At 69.6% G+C, this 17,339-nt stretch carries 11 protein-coding genes; 7 read left to right on the top strand and 4 right to left on the bottom strand.

The features are described from left to right. Positions 1-39: 39 nt before the first annotated feature. Both ACRAQ3_RS19970 and puuE read right to left on the bottom strand, forming a co-directional pair. Entirely contained in the window at positions 40-528 is a 489-nt protein-coding gene (locus ACRAQ3_RS19970) for an ureidoglycolate lyase (protein WP_432257004.1), read from the bottom strand. Further along, positions 525-1,958, bottom strand: coding sequence for an allantoinase PuuE (puuE, locus tag ACRAQ3_RS19965; protein WP_432257003.1), 1,434 nt, complete (start codon positions 1,956-1,958; stop codon positions 525-527). Before puuE ends, ACRAQ3_RS19970 begins: the two co-directional genes overlap by 4 nt. A 190-nt stretch (positions 1,959-2,148) precedes the next feature. Here puuE and ACRAQ3_RS19960 point away from each other — a divergent pair, with 190 nt between their 5' ends. The 5 genes from ACRAQ3_RS19960 (at position 2,149) to ACRAQ3_RS19940 (ending at position 8,209) form a co-directional block, all read left to right on the top strand. Continuing rightward, entirely contained in the window at positions 2,149-2,979 is an 831-nt protein-coding gene (locus ACRAQ3_RS19960; protein ID WP_432257002.1) for a bifunctional allantoicase/(S)-ureidoglycine aminohydrolase, read from the top strand. A gap of 115 nt (positions 2,980-3,094) precedes the next feature. Then, on the top strand, positions 3,095-4,348 hold the full coding sequence (locus tag ACRAQ3_RS19955) for a sarcosine oxidase subunit beta family protein (RefSeq protein WP_432257001.1): 1,254 nt from the start codon (positions 3,095-3,097) through the stop codon (positions 4,346-4,348). A gap of 9 nt (positions 4,349-4,357) precedes the next feature. Further along, the gene (locus ACRAQ3_RS19950) at positions 4,358-4,657 is read left to right on the top strand and encodes a sarcosine oxidase subunit delta (RefSeq protein WP_432257000.1); all 300 of its coding nucleotides are present in this window, start codon (positions 4,358-4,360) and stop codon (positions 4,655-4,657) included. Beyond that, the gene (locus ACRAQ3_RS19945; RefSeq protein WP_432256999.1) at positions 4,654-7,647 is read left to right on the top strand and encodes a sarcosine oxidase subunit alpha; all 2,994 of its coding nucleotides are present in this window, start codon (positions 4,654-4,656) and stop codon (positions 7,645-7,647) included. Before ACRAQ3_RS19950 ends, ACRAQ3_RS19945 begins: the two co-directional genes overlap by 4 nt. Positions 7,648-7,660: 13 nt before the next feature. Next, positions 7,661-8,209, top strand: a complete 549-nt coding sequence (locus tag ACRAQ3_RS19940) for a sarcosine oxidase subunit gamma (protein ID WP_432256998.1) — start codon at positions 7,661-7,663, stop codon at positions 8,207-8,209. A gap of 37 nt (positions 8,210-8,246) precedes the next feature. Here ACRAQ3_RS19940 and ACRAQ3_RS19935 read toward each other — a convergent pair whose 3' ends face one another. Continuing rightward, entirely contained in the window at positions 8,247-10,556 is a 2,310-nt protein-coding gene (locus ACRAQ3_RS19935; protein ID WP_432256997.1) for a PAS domain S-box protein, read from the bottom strand. Between the two features lie 421 nt (positions 10,557-10,977). Here ACRAQ3_RS19935 and ACRAQ3_RS19930 point away from each other — a divergent pair, with 421 nt between their 5' ends. Further along, positions 10,978-13,374, top strand: a complete 2,397-nt coding sequence (locus ACRAQ3_RS19930; RefSeq protein ID WP_432256996.1) for a bifunctional diguanylate cyclase/phosphodiesterase — start codon at positions 10,978-10,980, stop codon at positions 13,372-13,374. Between the two features lie 215 nt (positions 13,375-13,589). After that, positions 13,590-16,367 (top strand): AMP-binding protein, encoded by a 2,778-nt coding sequence (locus ACRAQ3_RS19925; protein ID WP_432256995.1) that lies wholly within the window; start codon positions 13,590-13,592, stop codon positions 16,365-16,367. Here ACRAQ3_RS19925 and ACRAQ3_RS19920 read toward each other — a convergent pair. Next, the gene (locus tag ACRAQ3_RS19920) at positions 16,340-17,113 is read right to left on the bottom strand and encodes an SDR family NAD(P)-dependent oxidoreductase (protein WP_432256994.1); all 774 of its coding nucleotides are present in this window, start codon (positions 17,111-17,113) and stop codon (positions 16,340-16,342) included. The two genes, ACRAQ3_RS19925 and ACRAQ3_RS19920, sit on opposite strands and share 28 nt — an antisense overlap. Positions 17,114-17,339 lie beyond the last annotated feature (226 nt).

Raw genomic sequence — 17,339 nt, 5'->3', positions numbered from 1 at the left:
GTGTTTGGGCGGGCCCGGTCTTGGCGCCGGGTCCCGCGATCAGCCGGTGACGCGCCAGGGCACCTCGAACCGGTATTCTTCCAGATTTGCGCCGGGCCCGATGCGGTCGACCACCGCGAAGAGCCCCGGCGCCTCGAGCGGCGTCAGCACGCCGTGCCACGTGTTCCTCAGCAGGTTGACCGCCTGGCCCGGCGTCGTCACGAAGGCGCGCGGGCGACCGGGCCGACCATCCTCGTCCGGCGCGACGATGACCAGAAAAGAGGTGAGGCTGAGCGGAATGAAGGCTTGGCTGCCATCGGGGTGCCGCTCCACAAGGTCGAGCGTGTAGGGCAGGCTGCGCGGCTTGGCGTCGAAGACCGAGATCCCGGCGCGGCCGTCCGCGCCGAAATCGAGCCGGGCGAGGTCGTGATGCCGCCCGCAGAGCCCGGCATTGATGATCTTGTCAGGCGCGCCCGCCGCCTCGATCACGTCGCCGAATGGTGCGAAGGCCGCGCGGGTCAGCGGCTCGGTGCGGATCTCGCCGCTCATGCCGGGTTCCCGCCCCCGCTCGGCGGCAGCATCGCGCGCAGCCGGTGCAGCGCGATCCGCTCGACCTGCCGGCAGGCCTCGGCGAACTCGGTGTCGCGGTCGCTGTCGATGCGCCGCTCGAAGGCCGCGAGGATGCTCGCCTTGTCGTGATCGCGCACCGCGATGATGAAGGGAAAACCGAACTTGGCGACATAGGCATCGTTCAACTCGGTGAAGCGCGCCCGCTCCTGGTCGGTGAGCGCGTCGAGCCCGGCGCTGGCCTGCTCGGCGGTGCTCTCGGCGGTCAGCCGCTTGGCCGCCGCAAGCTTGCCCGCGAGATCGGGATGCGCGGTGAGCACGCCGAGCCGTTCGCTTTCGGAGGCCGAGCGGAAGACGCGCGAGAGCGCGTTGTGCAGCCCGAGGGCGGTGTCATGCGCGGGCCCAAGCTCCAGCCCATGCGCGCGCTCCGCGATCCAGGCCGAATGCTCGAACACGCCGCCGAAGCGGGCGACGAAGGCGTCGCGCTCCATCTCGGAGGGCCGCTCGCGCGCCACCGGCGGATGCGTCGCGGCCCAGTGCTCGGCGATCTGCAAGCGCGTGGCGAACCAGACGCCCTCGTGGCGGCGGACATAGTCGAGGAAGCGCTTGAGCGCCTGCGCCCTGCCGGGCCGCCCGACGAGGCGGCAGTGCAGGCCGATCGACATCATCTTGGGCGCGCCTTCGAGCCCTTCCTCGTAGAGGCAGTCGAAGCTGTCCTTGAGATAGGAGAAATACTGGTCGCCCGAGTTGAAACCCTGCGGCGTGGCGAAACGCATGTCGTTGGCGTCGAGCGTGTAGGGCACGATCAGCTGGTCGAGATCCCCGAAGCGTGACCAGTAGGGCAAATCGTCGGCATAGGTGTCGGCGGCATAGGCGAAGATGCCCTGCTCGGCCACCAGCCGGACGGTGTTGTCAGAGGACCGCCCCGTGTACCAGCCGCGCGGAGGCTCGCCCACCACCTCGCTGTGCAGCCGGATGGCCTCCTCCATGTCGGCGCGCTCGGAGGCCTCGTCGGCGTCCTTGTACTCGATCCATTTCAGGCCGTGGCTGGCGATCTCCCAGTTTGCGTCCTTCATGGCCGCGACCTGCTCGGGGCTGCGCGCCAGCGCGGTGGCCACGCCATAGACGGTGACGGGCAGGTCCCTGAGCATCCGGTGCAGCCGCCAGAACCCGGCGCGCGCGCCGTATTCGTAGATCGACTCCATGTTCCAGTGCCGCTGGCCCGGCCATGCGGCGGCGCCGACGATCTCCGACAGGAACGCCTCCGATCCCGCGTCGCCATGCAGGATGTTGTTCTCGCCGCCCTCTTCGTAGTTCAGCACGATCTGCAGCGCGATCTTCGCGCCTCCCGGCCATTTCGGGTCGGGGGTCTCGGCGCCGTAGCCGATCATGTCGCGGGGGTAGCGGTTCACTTGGGGCCTCCTTTGATGCGGGCAGCTTAGCAAAGCGCTGCGTCGGGAATCTTATGAAAATATTTGAAGCTGTCTCGTTCACACCCCGCCCGATTATCAAGCGCAGGCTGAAGTACCTTGTGCCTGAGCGGCGCTATCCGTGGCCCGGCGGGCCGTGCGAGACTGCCTTGCGACCGCACAGGAGATCGTCATGACCGAGCGCAGCTATTTCGCCCAAACCGGCGGCCACCCGCCCCAGACCGAGCTGATGACCGGCCGCGCCGTCTTTACCGAGGCCTATGCGGTGCTGCCGAAAGGCACGATGCGCGACATCACCACCAGCTACCTGCCGTTCTGGGACGCCACGCGGCTGTGGGTGATCGCCCGCCCGCTCACCGGCTTCGCCGAGACCTTCTCGCAATACCTGATGGAGGTGCAGCCCGGCGGCGGCTCGGAGCGCGGCGAGACCGAGGCCGGGGTCGAGGGGGTGATCTTCGTGGTCGAGGGGCGGCTCTCGCTGGAGATCGAAGGGGTCCGCCACGAGATGGGCGAGGGCGGCTATGCCTATCTGCCCGCCGACAGTCGCTGGTCGTTGCGCAATGCGGGTCAGGGGGCGGCGCGGTTCCATTGGATCCGCAAGCTCTACGAGCCGGTCGAGGGGCTGGAGAAGCCCGATCCGATCGTCACCTCGGACGCCGAGGTCGCACCCTCGGAGATGCCGGGCACCGAGGGCCGCTGGGCCACCACCCGCTTCGTCGATCCCGCCGATCTGCGGCACGACATGCATGTCACCATCGTCACCTTCCAGCCCGGCGGCGTGATCCCCTTCGAGGAGACCCACGTGATGGAGCACGGGCTCTACGTGCTGGAGGGCAAGGCGGTCTACAAGCTCAACCGCGACTGGGTCGAGGTCGAGGCGGGCGACTTCATGTGGCTGCGCGCCTTCTGCCCGCAGGCCTGCTACGCGGGCGGGCCGGGGCCGTTCCGCTACCTGCTCTACAAGGACGTGAACCGGCACGCGGGTTTCCTGCCCCGGCGCTAGGCCGCCGCCCGGCGGGCGATGTCGCAAACGCCGCCGCGATGCGTCGCATCCATCCACTCGGGGGCGGCGCGATCGTGGCACTGCGGGGGCGATGCCCCCGCCCGAGGATTGCCCGATGCCCCGCTATTCCGCCTTCGCCGTGGTGAAGAACGCGCTCACCGGTCACAAGGGCTGGCGCGAGCAATGGCCGGATGCGGAGCCGAAGAAGAGCTACGACGTGATCATCATCGGCGCCGGCGGGCATGGCCTCGGCGCGGCCTATTACCTTGCGAAGGAACACGGCATCACCAATGTCGCGGTGATCGACAAGGGCTGGCTCGGCGGCGGCAACACCGGGCGCAACACCACCATCATCCGCTCGAACTACCTCTATGACGAGAGCGCCAAGCTCTACGACCACGCGCTCGATTTGTGGGACGGGCTGTCACAGGAGCTGAACTACAACGTCATGTTCTCGCGGCGCGGGGTGATGATGCTGGCGCACAACGTCCACGACGTGCAGTCCTTCCAGCGCCACGTCCATTCGAACCGGCTGAACGGCGTCGACAACCGCTGGCTTTCGGCCGAGGAGGCCAAGGAATTCTGCCCGCCGCTCAACATCTCCCGGGAGGCGCGCTACCCGGTGATGGGCGCGGCGCTGCAGATGCGGGCGGGCACGGCGCGGCACGACGCGGTGGCCTGGGGCTATGCGCGGGCGGCGGCGGCGAGGGGCGTCGACATCATCCAGAACTGCCCGGTGATCGCGATCCGGCGCGGGCCCGACGGGGCGGTGACGGGGGTCGATACCGCCAAGGGCTTCATCGGCGCGAAGAAGGTCGCGGTCTCGGCGGCGGGGCACACGAGCGTGGTGATGGAGAGCGCGGGCGTGCGGATGCCGCTCGAAAGCTTCCCGTTGCAGGCGCTGGTCTCGGAGCCTGTGAAGCCGGTGTTTCCCTGCGTGGTGATGTCGAACACGGTGCACGCCTATATCAGCCAGTCCGACAAGGGCGAGCTGGTGATCGGTTCGGGCACCGACCAGTACACCAGCTATTCGCAGCGCGGCGGGCTGCCGCTGATCGAGCACACGGTGGCGGCGATCTGCGAAATCTTCCCGATCTTCAACCGCATGCGGATGCTGCGGAAATGGGGCGGCATCGTCGACGTGACGCCGGACCGCTCGGCGATCATCGGCAAGACGCCGGTCAAGAACCTCTTCGTCAATTGCGGCTGGGGCACCGGCGGCTTCAAGGCGACGCCGGGCGCAGCGCATGTGCTGGCGCACACGGTGGCCACGGGCGAGCCGCATGCCCTCAACGCCCCCTTCACGCTGGACCGCTTCCGCACGGGGCGGCTGATCGACGAGGCGGCGGCCGCCGCCGTCGCGCATTGAGGTGACGACATGCTGCTGATCCACTGCCCCTATTGCGACGAGACCCTGCCGGAGCTGGAGTTCGCCTATGCGGGCGAGGCGCATGTCATTCGGCCCGAGGACCCCTCGGCGATGTCCGACGAGGAATGGCGCGACTTCCTGTTCATCCGCACCAACGCGCGCGGCCCGCATTTCGAGCGCTGGCGCCATGTCCATGGCTGCGCGCGCTTTTTCAACGCGGTGCGCGACACGGTGAGCGACCGGTTTCTTCTGACCTACGAGGCGGGCGCGCCGCGCCCCGACCTCGCATCGCTGGAGGCCGCGCAGTGAGCCAGTTCCGCATTCCCGGCAAGGGCCGGGTGAACCACGCCGAGACGGTGACCTTCAGCTTCGACGGCAAGTCCTATGACGGCCTGCGCGGCGATACCGTCGCCTCGGCGCTGCTGGCGCACGGGGTCCACCTGATGGGCCGGTCCTTCAAGTACCACCGCCCGCGCGGGCCGGTGACCGCGGACTCCGCCGAGCCCAACGCGCTCATCGGCACCTCGCGTGGAAAGGGCCGGTTCGAGCCCAACACGCGCGCCACGGTGCAGGAGTTGCGCGAGGGGCTGGTGGCCGAAAGCCAGAACCGGCTCGGCTCGCTCGCCTTCGATCTCGGCGCGGTGAACGACGCGCTGCACCCGCTGTTTCCGGCCGGATTCTACTACAAGACCTTCATGTGGCCGCGCAGCTTCTGGGACAAGCTCTACGAGCCGGTGATCCGCCACGCCGCGGGATTGGGAAAGGCACCCACCGAGGTCGATCCCGACAGCTATGCCTCGCGCTACCTGCACACCGATCTGTTGGTCGTGGGCGCCGGACCGTCCGGTATCATGGCCGCGCTCGCGGCGGCGCGGGCGGGCGTGCGGGTGACGCTGGTGGACGAGAACCCCGAGATGGGCGGGGCTCTCCTGTCCGATCCCGGCGTGGAGATCGACGGGCTGGGGGCTTGGGAGTGGCTTTCGGACGCGCTGGCCGAGCTCGCCGCTCTCGGCGTACGGCTGATGACCCGCACCACGGCGATCGGCTACTACCACCAGAACATGATCGGGCTCTGTCAGAAGCTCACCGACCATCTCGACGAGATCCCCGCGAACGCCCCGCGCGAGCGGATGTGGCGGGTGCGGGCGGCCCGGGTGGTGCTGGCGCAAGGCGCGTTGGAAAAGCCGCTGGTGTTCCACGGCAACGACCGGCCCGGCGTGATGCTGGCGGGCGCGGCGCAGAGCTACCTGCACCGCTACGGCGTGAAAGTGGGCGATCGGGCGGTGATCGTCACCTCGCAAGACAGCGCCTGGTACGCGGCGTTCGATCTGGCGGAGGCGGGCACCAAGATCGTCGCCATCGTCGACATCCGCGACACCCCGCGCGAAGACCTGCGCGCCGAGGCGCGGGTGCGCGGCATCGAGGTTTTGGCGGGCCACACCGTCACCGGCACGCGCGGCCGGCTGCGCATTTCTTCGGTCACGGTGAACCCGGTCGAAGCGGGCCGCGTCGGCGATCCCCGCATGATCCATTGCGACTGCCTGCTGATGTCGGGCGGCTGGACGCCGTCGCTGCACCTGTTCTCGCACACCAAGGGCAGCCTGCAATGGGATGAGGAGAGCCGGACCTTCCTGCCCGGGCGGATGACCGAGGACTGCCACATCGCGGGCGCGGGGCGCGGTCTCTGGGGCTATGAGGCGGCGCTGGCCGACGGGGCGAAGGCGGGGGCGGAGGCGGCGACGGCGCTCGGCAGGGCGGCCGGGGCCACGACCCTTGCCGTCGCGCATGACCGGACCGGGACGGGCGAGAGCCACAAGGAGCTGCCGACCGACCGCAAGTCGAGCCGCGTCCGCGCCTTCATCGATTTCCAGAACGACGTCACCGCCAAGGACATCCGGCTGGCGGTGCGCGAGGGGATGCGCTCGATCGAGCACGTCAAGCGCTACACCACCAACGGCATGGCGACCGATCAGGGCAAGATGTCGAACATCAACGGTCTGATGATCGCCGCCGACGCGGTGGGCAAGGCCCCGCCCGAGGTCGGGCTCACCACCTTCCGCCCGCCCTACACGCCGACCAGCTTCGGCGCCTTCGCGGGCTACCACCGGGGCACGACATTCGAGGTGACGCGGCGCACGCCGATCGACGCTTGGGCCGAAGCGAACGGCGCGGTGTTCGAGCCGGTCTCGCTGTGGCGCCGCGCGTGGTATTTTGCGCAAGGCGGCGAGGACATGGAGGCGGCGGTGGCGCGCGAATGCCGCGCCACGCGGGCCTCGGTCGGCATCTTCGACGCCTCGACTCTGGGCAAGATCGAGGTGGCGGGGCCGGACGCGGTCGAGTTCATGAACCGCATGTACACCAACCCGTGGACCAAGCTGGCGCCGGGGCGCTGCCGCTATGGCGTACTCCTTGGCGAGGACGGCTACATCCGCGACGACGGGGTGATCGGGCGGCTCGGGCCGGACCTGTTCCACGTCACCACCACCACGGGCGGCGCGCCGCGGGTGCTCAACATGATGGAGGATTACCTCCAGACCGAATGGCCCGATCTCGACGTCTGGCTCACCTCGACCACCGAGCAATGGGCGACCGTGGCGCTGAACGGGCCCAAGGCCCGCGAGGTGCTGGCGGGGCTGGTCGAAGGCTGCGACATCTCGGCCGAGGCCTTTCCGCACATGTCGATCGCCGAATGCCGCGTCGCGGGCTTCCCGGCGCGGCTGTTCAGGCTGAGCTTCACCGGCGAGCTGGGCTTCGAGATCAACGTGCCGGCGCGGCACGGGCTGGCGCTGTGGGAGGCGCTGATGCAAGCGGGCGAGCCGCACGGCATCACCGCCTACGGCACCGAGACCATGCATGTGCTGCGCGCCGAGAAGGGCTTCATCATCGTCGGGCAGGACACCGACGGCACGGTGACGCCGGAGGATGCGGGGCTGGGCTGGGCGATCGGCAAGGCGAAGCCCGATTTCGTCGGCAAGCGGTCGCTGGCGCGGCCCGATCTCGTCGCCCCGGAGCGCAAGCAGCTGGTCGGTCTCCTGACCGAGGACGGCGCGGTGAAGCTGGAGGAGGGGGCGCAGATCGTGCTCGACCCGGACCAGCCCAAGCCGATGAAGATGGTCGGCCACGTGACCTCCTCCTATCACAGCGCCACGCTGGGCCGCTCCATCGCCATGGCGCTGATCGAGGGCGGGCGCGATCGCGAGGGCGAGACGGTGTATGTGCCGATGCCCGAGGGCGTGGTGCGGGCGAAGATCACCTCGACCGCCTTCTATGACCCCGACGGCGACCGGCTGAAGCTCTGAGGAAGGCGCGATGATGACCAACCAGACGCATGATTTCACCTTGGCGGAGGCCACCGCGCGGGTCCGCATCGACGAGCTGGCGCCGGTATCGCGGTTTTCGCTGCGGGTGCGTCCCGCGCAGGCGGCGACGCTGGGCCGGGCGCTCGGGCTCGATCTGCCCGACCGTATCGGGCGGACCGCCGAGGCGCAGGGCCGCACGGCGCTGTGCCTCGGCCCGGATGAATGGCTGATCTGCGCGCCCGAGGCGGCCCGTGACGCGATCCTCGCCGCGGCGCGGGATGCGTATGAGGCCGCGCCGCACAACCTCACCGAGATTTCCGATCGCGAGATCAGCTACCGCATCAGCGGCCCGGCGGCGCAGGAACTGCTGACCATCGCCTGCCCGCGCGACCTCGACCTTCTGGAGCCGGGACGTGCGGTCCGCACCGTGTTCGACACGGTGCAGGTGGTGCTGTGGCGCGACGGGCCGCAGGAGTTCCGGCTCGACGTTTGGCGCAGCTTCGCGCCGCATGTCCGGGCGCTGCTGGAGATCGGTCAGGCGGAGCTTGCGGCCGGGCTCTGACGCGGCTTCCGCCCGGCCTTTCGGGGCCTTCGGCCCCTCAGCCCGTGGTGCCGACCGCCCCGGAGATCGCCTCGCCGAGCTGGGCCTCGGTGAAGGGTTTACCGAGCCGGCCCGCGATGACGCTTTCGCTGCCCGGCGGCAGCTCGCCATAACCGGTGCAGAGCAGGACCGGCAGTTCCGGGCGCAGCGCCCGGCTGGCCTCGGCAAGCTGCGCCCCGGTCATGCCCGGCATCGCCTGATCGGTGATCAGCAGGTCGATGTCGGGGTGGGCCCGAAGCTGATCGAGCGCCGCCTCGCCATGCGCCGCCTCCAGCACCTCGTGCCCGAGCGCTTCGAGCATGCCGACCGTGCCCATCAGCACCAGGAAATCATCATCCACCACGAGGATCTTCAGCGGTCGTTCGGGCCCGGCGGCGCGGCTGGTGCCAGGTCGCTCCGGCGCGTCCGTGTCGGCCGTCACGGCGACCGGCAGGAAGATCCGTGCCGTGGTGCCGCGCCCGGGGGCGCTGTCGAGGCGGAACGCGCCGTCCGACTGGCGCGCCAGCCCGTGCACCATGCTCAGCCCGAGCCCGGTGCCCTTGCCCACGCCCTTGGTGGTGAAGAACGGCTCGGTCGCCTGCGCCAGCACCGCCGCATCCATGCCGGGTCCGTCATCCCTGACCTCGATGACCACGTAGCTGCCGGGCGACAGGTCCGGTTCATCGACCCTCTCGACGAGGCGGCAGCTCAGGTCGAGCGTGCCGCGCCCCTCCATCGCGTCGCGCGCGTTCACGACGAGGTTCAGCACCGCCATCTCGAGCTGGTTGGCATCGACCAGGGCCAGGGGTGCGTCCTCGTCGAATTGGCGCCGGATCCTGACGCCCGGGCCGATCGAGCTGCGCAGCAGCGGCTCCATGTCATCGAGCAGCGCGCAGGCATTGACCGGGCGCGGGGTGAGATCCTGACGGCGCGCGAAGGCGAGCATGTGCTGCACGAGCTTGGCGCCGCGATCGGCGCTCGCCTGCGCGCGGTCGAGCAGGGTGACGGTCCGGTCGTCGGGCGCCTCGATCTGCCGTCGCAGCAGGCTCAGATTGGTCTGGATCGCCGCGAGCAGGTTGTTGAAGTCATGCGCCACGCCGCCGGTGAGCTGGCCCAGCGTCTCGAGCTTGCGCGACTGCGCGAGCGCCTCTTCGGCGAGGCGCAGCTGCTCTTCCTGCCGGCGCTTCTCGCCGAGGTCGCGGCCGGTGGCGAAGATGACGCCGCCGCTGATCACCGCGCTCCAGCCGAGCCAGTGGAACTCGCCCGCCCGGTCGCGCATGCGCAGCTCGACATGGCCGACCGAGCCGGTCTCCAGAAGCTCCGCGAAGAGCCGCTGCGCGAAATCGAGATCGTCCTCGTGGATCAGCGCATCGAAGCGCATGCCGACCAGCTCCTCCGGGGCGAAGCCGAGCTGCGACTGCCAGGCGTCGCTGACCTCCTGGTAGATGCCGTCGAGCGAGCAGATCAGATGCAGGTCGCGCGAGGCGGACCACAGATTGCTGCGCTCGGCCCGGCGCAGCTCCAGCTCCTCGGCATGGGCCCGCTCCTGGGTGACGTCCCGCGCCGTGGCGTAGATCCTGCCCTCATGCGGCACGGTGACCCAGGACAGCCAGCGATAGCTGCCATCGGCATGGCGATATCGATTTTCGAAGCGCAGGACCGGCTGGTCCTGCTTCACGTTCTCGAAGGCTGCGAGGGTGCCGACGCGGTCCTCGGGATGGATCAGCTCCATGAAGGGCGTGGCGAGGAGAACCTCCTTCGGATGGCCGAGGATGGCGGTGGCCGCGGGGTTCACCTGTTCGAAATAGCCCGCGTGATTGGCGACCACCTGGATATCAGGTGACACGTCCCAGACCCGGGCCCGGGCGCCGAACTCGTCGCGGATCCGCGCTTCCAGCACCTCGGCCCGCTCCCTGAGCTTCGTCTCGTTTTCCTCGCGTTCGGTGACGTCGAGAAACAGCAGCCCGAAGCGGTCCTTCGAGATCGGGAAGGCGCGGATGTCGTAGATCCGCCCGAGCTCCGAGACCGGGCCTACGAAATTGCGGGGCTCCTGTTCGAGGGCGACCGCGGCGAAATCCTCGACCCAGTGCTGTTCGACGCCGGGGATGACGTCGGTCACGAGGCGGCCCGCGATACCCTCGGCGCTCAGCCCGGTGAGGCGGGACCAGGCCTCGTTGACATGCAGGTAACGCCAGTTGACGCGCCCTCGGGCGTCATGCACCACTTCGGCGATGACCAGCCCCTCATGCAGGCGGTCGAACACGGCGGGCCAGTCGACACGGTCGCTTCCGCCCACGCCGAGCCCTTGCAGGAAATCGATGGTTCTCATCCGGTCACGCTCGGTGTGATCAGAATTCACGCATATGGGAGTTTGCGCCCGGGCGGAAGTGGTCACCGATCGGGACGGCGGGTTCACGCGCCGGCAAAAGTTTCCGGGGCATTCCATGCGCCGATGCCCGACATGCGGCGCATCTGTTTCGGTGCTGCAGGTGTTGCGGATGACACGGGTCCTCGGGCCGGCTGATATGCGCCATCTCGGGGTCCGTCGCCGCGTTCTGCCCATGCTCCGGCGGGTCCGATGTCGGTCGAGAGGAAGCGTGAGAGCGCACATCTTCATGGCTCTGGTCGGGCGGAGAGCAGGCCACTCCGCATCGTCGAACCCTGATCCGATTGCAAAAACACCGTTTTCGCCATTATTCGGTCGAGTTTCGCCCGCAGATATGCGCGCGACGGCAAGAGGGGCACGAGACATGGTGACGACGATCCTGCAGGGCCTGCAGCAGACCAGCCCCCACTACCTCGTCACCGCGATCATCGTCTGCGCCGGCATGGCGCTGACGCTGGTGACGCTGATGCGGCAGGTCGCTTTAGCCGGGTCGCCGGTACGGCTGGCGCCGCTGGGCTGGATCGCGCTGGTGGCCGGGCTCGGGGTCTGGACCACGCATTTCGTCGCGATGATCGGTCACATCCCCAGCGCGACGCTGAGCTACGACCCCGCCATCACCGCGCTGTCGGCGCTGGTCGGGGTGATCGGCGTCGGCCTGCCGCTCGCGCTCGCCAGCCCGCTGCGCCGCCGCTGGCCCCGCGCCGCCTTGGGCGCGCTGGCCGGGCTCGGGGTCGGCGCGATGCATTTCACCGGCATGATGGCGATGCAGAACAACATGCATCACGATCCGGCGTCCTCGGTGCTGGCGGTGCTTCTGGGCGCAGGCTTCTTCGCGCCGGCGATGGGCTGCTCGGGCACGAGCCTGCGGGGGCTCTGGCTGCGCGGGCTGGGGCTGGTGGGCGGCGTCTGCGCGCTGCATTTCACCGCGATGTCCGGGCTCAGCATCAGGGTGATCGGCGCGGTCGAGCCGGGCATCGATCGCCAGTTGCTGTCGAGCTTCACCACGCTGGCGACGCTGGCGCTGTGCTATGCCGCCGTCACCGCGATGCTGCACCGCCGCCACCTGACCAGCGCCCGTCGCGAGATCGAGCGCAAGGAGGCCTCCTTCGTCGCGGCGCTGCAGAACATGTCGAACGCGCTGGTGATGATCGACGAGGCGCGCCGGATCACCGCGATCAACCAGCGCTGCCACGCGCTGTTCGACATCCCCGAGGCCGAGATCGGCCCCGGCGACGGGATCGAGCGGCTGATCGAGGTGGTCGAGGGCGGCCGGGCCTGGGGTGGCGCGCGCTTTGCCTCGGTGGTCAGGACCCATCTGGAGCGGCTGAGCGGCACCGAGATGCTGCGCAGCGAGGAGGAGTTCGCCAATGGCCGGATCCTGTGCATCTCGAGCCGGCGCATGCCCACGGGCGAGGTGGTGCTGACCTTCGACGATTTCACCGAGCACCGCGCCGCGCAGGCCAAGATCGCGCATATGGCGTTCCACGACGCGCTGACCGGGCTGCCCAACCGGCGCAGCTTCCGCGACCACATGGCCGCGCTCCATCCCGAGGGCAATCCGCAGGCGCTGCTGATGCTCGATCTCGACCACTTCAAGGTGGTCAACGACACTCTGGGCCACCCGGTCGGCGACGGCCTCTTGATTCAGGTGGCGCGACGGCTGCTCGACGCCTCGGGCAACGGCGCCACGGTGTTCCGGCTCGGCGGCGACGAGATGGTGGTGGTGCTCGACGGCGCAGGCGAGGTCGAGGCGACGGAGATCGGCCGCGCCATCATCGAGAGCCTGAGCCGGCCTTTCGAGGTGGACGGCCACAAGATCTCCATCGGCTGCAGCATCGGCGCCAGCCTGACCGAGGGCGGGCTCGGCGCCTCCGAGGCGCTGCAGCGCGCCGATCTGGGGCTCTACCGCGCCAAGAATCTGGGCCGCAACCGGATCCAGTTCTACGAGGAAGGCATGATGGAAAAGGCGCTGGAGCGGCGCCAGATGGAAAGCGATCTCGTCCAGGCCCACAAATGCCGCGAGTTCGAGCTCGACTACCAGCCGATCTGCCGGCTGTCCGATCGCGAGATCCTCGGCTTCGAAGCGCTTATCCGCTGGCGCCACCCGCTGCGCGGGCTGGTGCCACCGGCCGAGTTCATCCCGCTTTGCGAAGAGAACGGCATGATCGTGCAGATCGGCGAATGGGTGATCGACGAGGCCTGCCGCCAGCTTACGCAATGGCCCGGCACCGTGCATGTGGCGATCAACGTCTCGCCGGTGCAGATGCGCCTGCCCTCGATCGTCGAGGTGGTGCGACAGGCGCTCGAACGCCACGGTCTCGACCCGGCGCGGCTGACGCTCGAACTGACGGAGACCGCGCTGGTGCGCGACGGCGCGCATCTGGCGCGCAACCTCGTGGCGCTGCGCGCCATGGGGGTGAAGATCGCCATGGACGATTTCGGAACCGGCTATTCCTCCTTCACCCATCTGCGCGATTTCGAACTCGACCAGATCAAGATCGACCGCAGCTTCGTCAACGTGTCAGAGAGCGATCACAAGGCTTGGGCGGTGGCGCAGGCGGTGACCAGCATGGCGCGCGAATTGTCGGTCGGGGCGGTGGGCGAGGGGGTCGAGACCTCCGAGCAGATCGACCGGCTGATGCAGCTCGGCTGCGACGTGGCACAGGGTTTCCTTCTGGGCCGCCCGATGAGCGGCGCCGAGGCAGGCGCGCTTCTGGCGCGGGCGGCCGAAACCGCCCCGGAGCCCGTCGCGGCGGAATGACGAGCGCGGCCGGGCGGGATCATCCGGGGGACCTGAGGTAAGGCGCTTCGCCGCCGCTGCGCGCGGGGGCTTTCTGCGCATGGTTGTAGTTCCAACGCATCTTGGTCACATATCCGGGCGGCGCGGGGTTTTTCCCGGCGCCGCGCCGGGGCGCGCGCGCCTTGGAGACGTCCCGTCGGCCCCCTCGCGTAGCAGATTCCAAGGAAGCAGTTGCCATGACCCTCCCCCAAACCGTCGGCGCCGCGCTGGCGCGCGCCATCTCGGTCCATGCGTCCCGCCCCGCCATGGCGGACGAGGCGGGCGGGCTGAGCTATGGCCAGCTGGGCAGCTTCGTCGAACGCAGCGCGCCGCATCTGAGGGGCGCACCGGCGGTGGGCGTCTTCGGGGCGCCCGGCCTCGCCATGGCCGCGAGCGCCACGGCCTGCGTGATCCACGGGCGGCCCTTCGTGCATCTCGACCCGGCGATGCCGCAGGCGGTGCTGCACAACATCTGCGAGGAGCTGGGCGTGACGCTGGTGCTGACCTGTCAGCCGGTCACGCCGGGCCACCTGCCGCAGGGCTGCGAGGTGCTGGACGCGCGGCGTCTCTTCGAGACCATCGGTGACGCCCCGATGGCGCCGTTGCAGGCGGCGCCGGTCCGGCCGGACGCCGCGATCTATCTCGTGGCGACCTCCGGGACCACCGGACGACCGAAATGCATCCCGGTCACGCAGGACTCGGCCCAGCTCTCCTATGAATGGCGCGATTCCTATACGCCCTATGCGCCGGGCATGCGGGTCGGGATCTACATCTTCGCGATCTGGGAGATGTTCCGGCCGCTGCGCATGGGGGCGGAGCTGTGGTTTCCCGATCCCAACACGCTGATGAACCCGCGCGGCCTCGCCGGTTTCCTGATCCGCAACCGGATCGACGAGATGCTGTTCACCCCGTCCTTCTATAACAGCTTCCTGACCGCGATCGACCGCGACACCGCGGCCGCGCTGCCGTTGCGCCGCGTCGTGCTCAATGGCGAGGTGGTGGGCGACGGGCTGATCACGGCCTCGCTCGCCAAGCTGCCGGGGGCGGAGCTGTGGAACCTCTACAGCATCTGCGAGACGCATGACGTCTGCATGTCGCGGCTCACCGGGCCCTGCGGCGACGGCCCGGCCTCGGTCGGCGTGCCGATGCGGCACCTGCGCGCGGTGATCCTCGACGAGAGCGACCGCCCCTGTCCGCCGGACGTGCCGGGGCAGCTGCATTTCGAGGGGCCGCGCATGCTGGGGCCGGGCTACGTGAACCGCCCCGAGGAAACCGGGCTGCGGTTCCGCATGCTGAATATCGAAGGTCGCGAGGCGCGGCTCTACGACACCGGCGACCAGGCATGGGTCGACGCGGAGGGCGCGCTGCACATCATCGGCCGCGTCGCCCATATGCTCAAGCTTCGCGGCTTTTCGATCCAGACGCGCGAGCTGACCGACACGATGCGCGGCCGCCTCGATTTCGCGCAGGCGGTGCCATGGGTGGGCGAGGTCGGTGCGCGGGGACAGGCTCTGATCTTCTACTTTGCCGTCGATGCCGCGCAGGCCCGCGCCAATGCCGAGCGCTGGGGGCTGCGGCCCGGCACCAACCGGATGCCCGCCGCCCTCGCGGCCGAGCTGCGGGGCGTCCTGCCGGTCTATTGCGTGCCCGCCTATCTGGTGCAGCTCGACGCGATCCCGCTGCACCCGGTTTCGGGCAAGGCCGATCTGCGCGCGCTGCCGCCGGTGACCGAGACGGCAGAGGCGGGCGCCGGGACGGAGGACGCGGTGATCGCCGCCGCGGCCCGGGTGATGGGGCGGGCGCCGGACGAGATCGACGGGGCGCTCAGCTTTCACGATCAGGGCGGCGACTCGCTGATGTGCGTGAGCCTGATCCTCGAACTGGAGCGCTGCTATGACAGGCCGGTGGATTTCGAGCTGGCCATGAACGTGCCGCTCGACCGGTTGCACAGGTTGCTGACGGAGGCGCGCGATGCCGCCACGGGCGCGGAGTTCGACCGGCCCGGCATCCTGCTGACCGGGGCGACGGGCTTCCTCGGTGGCCACGTGTTGGCGCGGGCCGCGCGCGACCTTCCGCCCGGCCATGTCGTCTATAGCCTGGTGCGCGACAAGCGGCGCGACGCCGCCGAGCGACTGGCCGAGGCGGCGCGCCGTCACGGGGTCGCGCCCGAGCGCTATGTCATGGTGCCCGGCACGCTGGATACGCCGCGCTTCGGGCTTGGCGAGGCGGCGCATGACGCGCTGGCGGCGCGCGTCGGTTCGGTCGTCCATTGCGCCGCCACGGTGAACATGGCGATCGGCCGGGACGACATGCTCGACTGGTCGGCGCGGGGCATCGAGACGGTGCTGGACTTCTGCCGCGCCGCCGGGGCGGACCTGCGGTTCAGCTCCTCCAGCGCGGTGTTCCCCGAACAGGGCGGCCCATGGCCCGAGGGACCGGCGCGGCCATGGGAAGGCTGCACCGGCTACGGCGCCGCCAAGATCGCGGCCGAGTCGGCGATCGCCGCATCCGGGGTCCCCGCCGCCATCATTCGACTGCCCTCGCTCTACGATCTCGACGCGCCGAACCCGCGCGACATCTGCGAGATCATCCTCGCCGCCGCGCTCCGGGCCGGGGTCTTTCCGCAGGACATGGCGTTCCCGATGACCGACGTGACCGCTGCCGCCGCGATGCTGCTGGGTCCGGTCACCGGGCCCGGGGTGCCGATCTACAACCTCGTGGCCGAAACCCGCGTGGCCCATGACGGCGCGCTCCCGGCGCGGGATTGGGTCGAGGCGGTCGATCTGCCATCCGGCATCGCCCGGGTGATCGCCGAGACGCCCGAGACGCTGCGCGCCGACGCCAGCTTCGACAGTGCCGCGGCGCGGAAGGCTTGGGCGCGGGTCTCGGAGCTGCCCTTCGAGGCGATCAGTGACGCCGCCGCGCTGCTGGCGCGGCGGCGCGCGGCCTACCAGAGCGAGCCGGCATTGACCTGAACATCCTCCATGGTGATCGCCCGGCCGGCATCGCTCACCAGAAAGGCGGCCAGCTCGGCGATCTCCTCGGGCTGAACCAGCTGGTGCTGCGGGTTCGAGGCGGCGTAGTTGGCGCGGACCTCCTCGCGCGACTTGCCGCTGGCGGCGATGTCGGCGTCGATGAACTGCTTGAGCATCTCGGTCTCGACCCAGGTCGGGCTGATCGAGACGCAGGTGACGCCATGCGCGGCGCCTTCGAGGCTGACGCAGCGCCCGAGGCCCAGAAGCCCCGCCTTGGAGGCGCAATAGGCGGCGTTGTTCGCCATGCCCTGATGCGCCGCGACCGAGGCGAGGTTGACGATCCGGCCCCAGCCCGCCGCCGTCATGTGCGGCATCACCGCGCGGATCATCCGGAAGGTGCCGGACAGGTTGGTGTCGATCTGGTCGTCCCAGACCGCGTCGGGGTGGTCGGCGACCGGGGCCTCGGAGTAGACCCCCGCCGCGTTGACGAGAATGTCGACGCCACCGCGCCGCGCCACCACATCCGACACGAAGCGCGCGACGCTGTCGCTGTCGCGCACGTCGAGCGCGGCGGCGCGGGCCTCGATGCCCTGCGCCCCGAGGATGTCGCGCACCGCGTCGGCATCGCCGCCCCGGCGGGCGCCGATGGTCACGTCGACGCCGTCGCGGGCCAGCCGGCGGGCGATGGCCAGCCCCATGCCCGAGAGCCCTCCGGTCACGATCGCGGTTCTGGTGACTTGGGTCATGCCGTTCCTATCGTTTCTGAGCCATTCGGGACTTGCTACGCCGATTCCTCCGTGGCTGCACCGCGAAACATGCCAAGCGCAGGGGGCTGGGCCTGGCATGAGCGTGAATGTCCGGGCGCAGACGGCGCTGCGACATTTCCGAGCGGGATTTGCGAGAGGCCATGGGGTCGCGGCAGGAACGTACGAATTGCCGCACGGCCGTGGCCGAGGAGTGACGACCCGCGGC

The sequence above is a fragment of the Limimaricola sp. AA108-03 genome (assembly GCF_050847355.1).
Taxonomy (GTDB): Bacteria; Pseudomonadota; Alphaproteobacteria; order Rhodobacterales; family Rhodobacteraceae; genus Limimaricola.
Note: the sequence above shows the minus strand (reverse complement) of the source record. Positions and strands in the feature narration are given on the sequence as shown.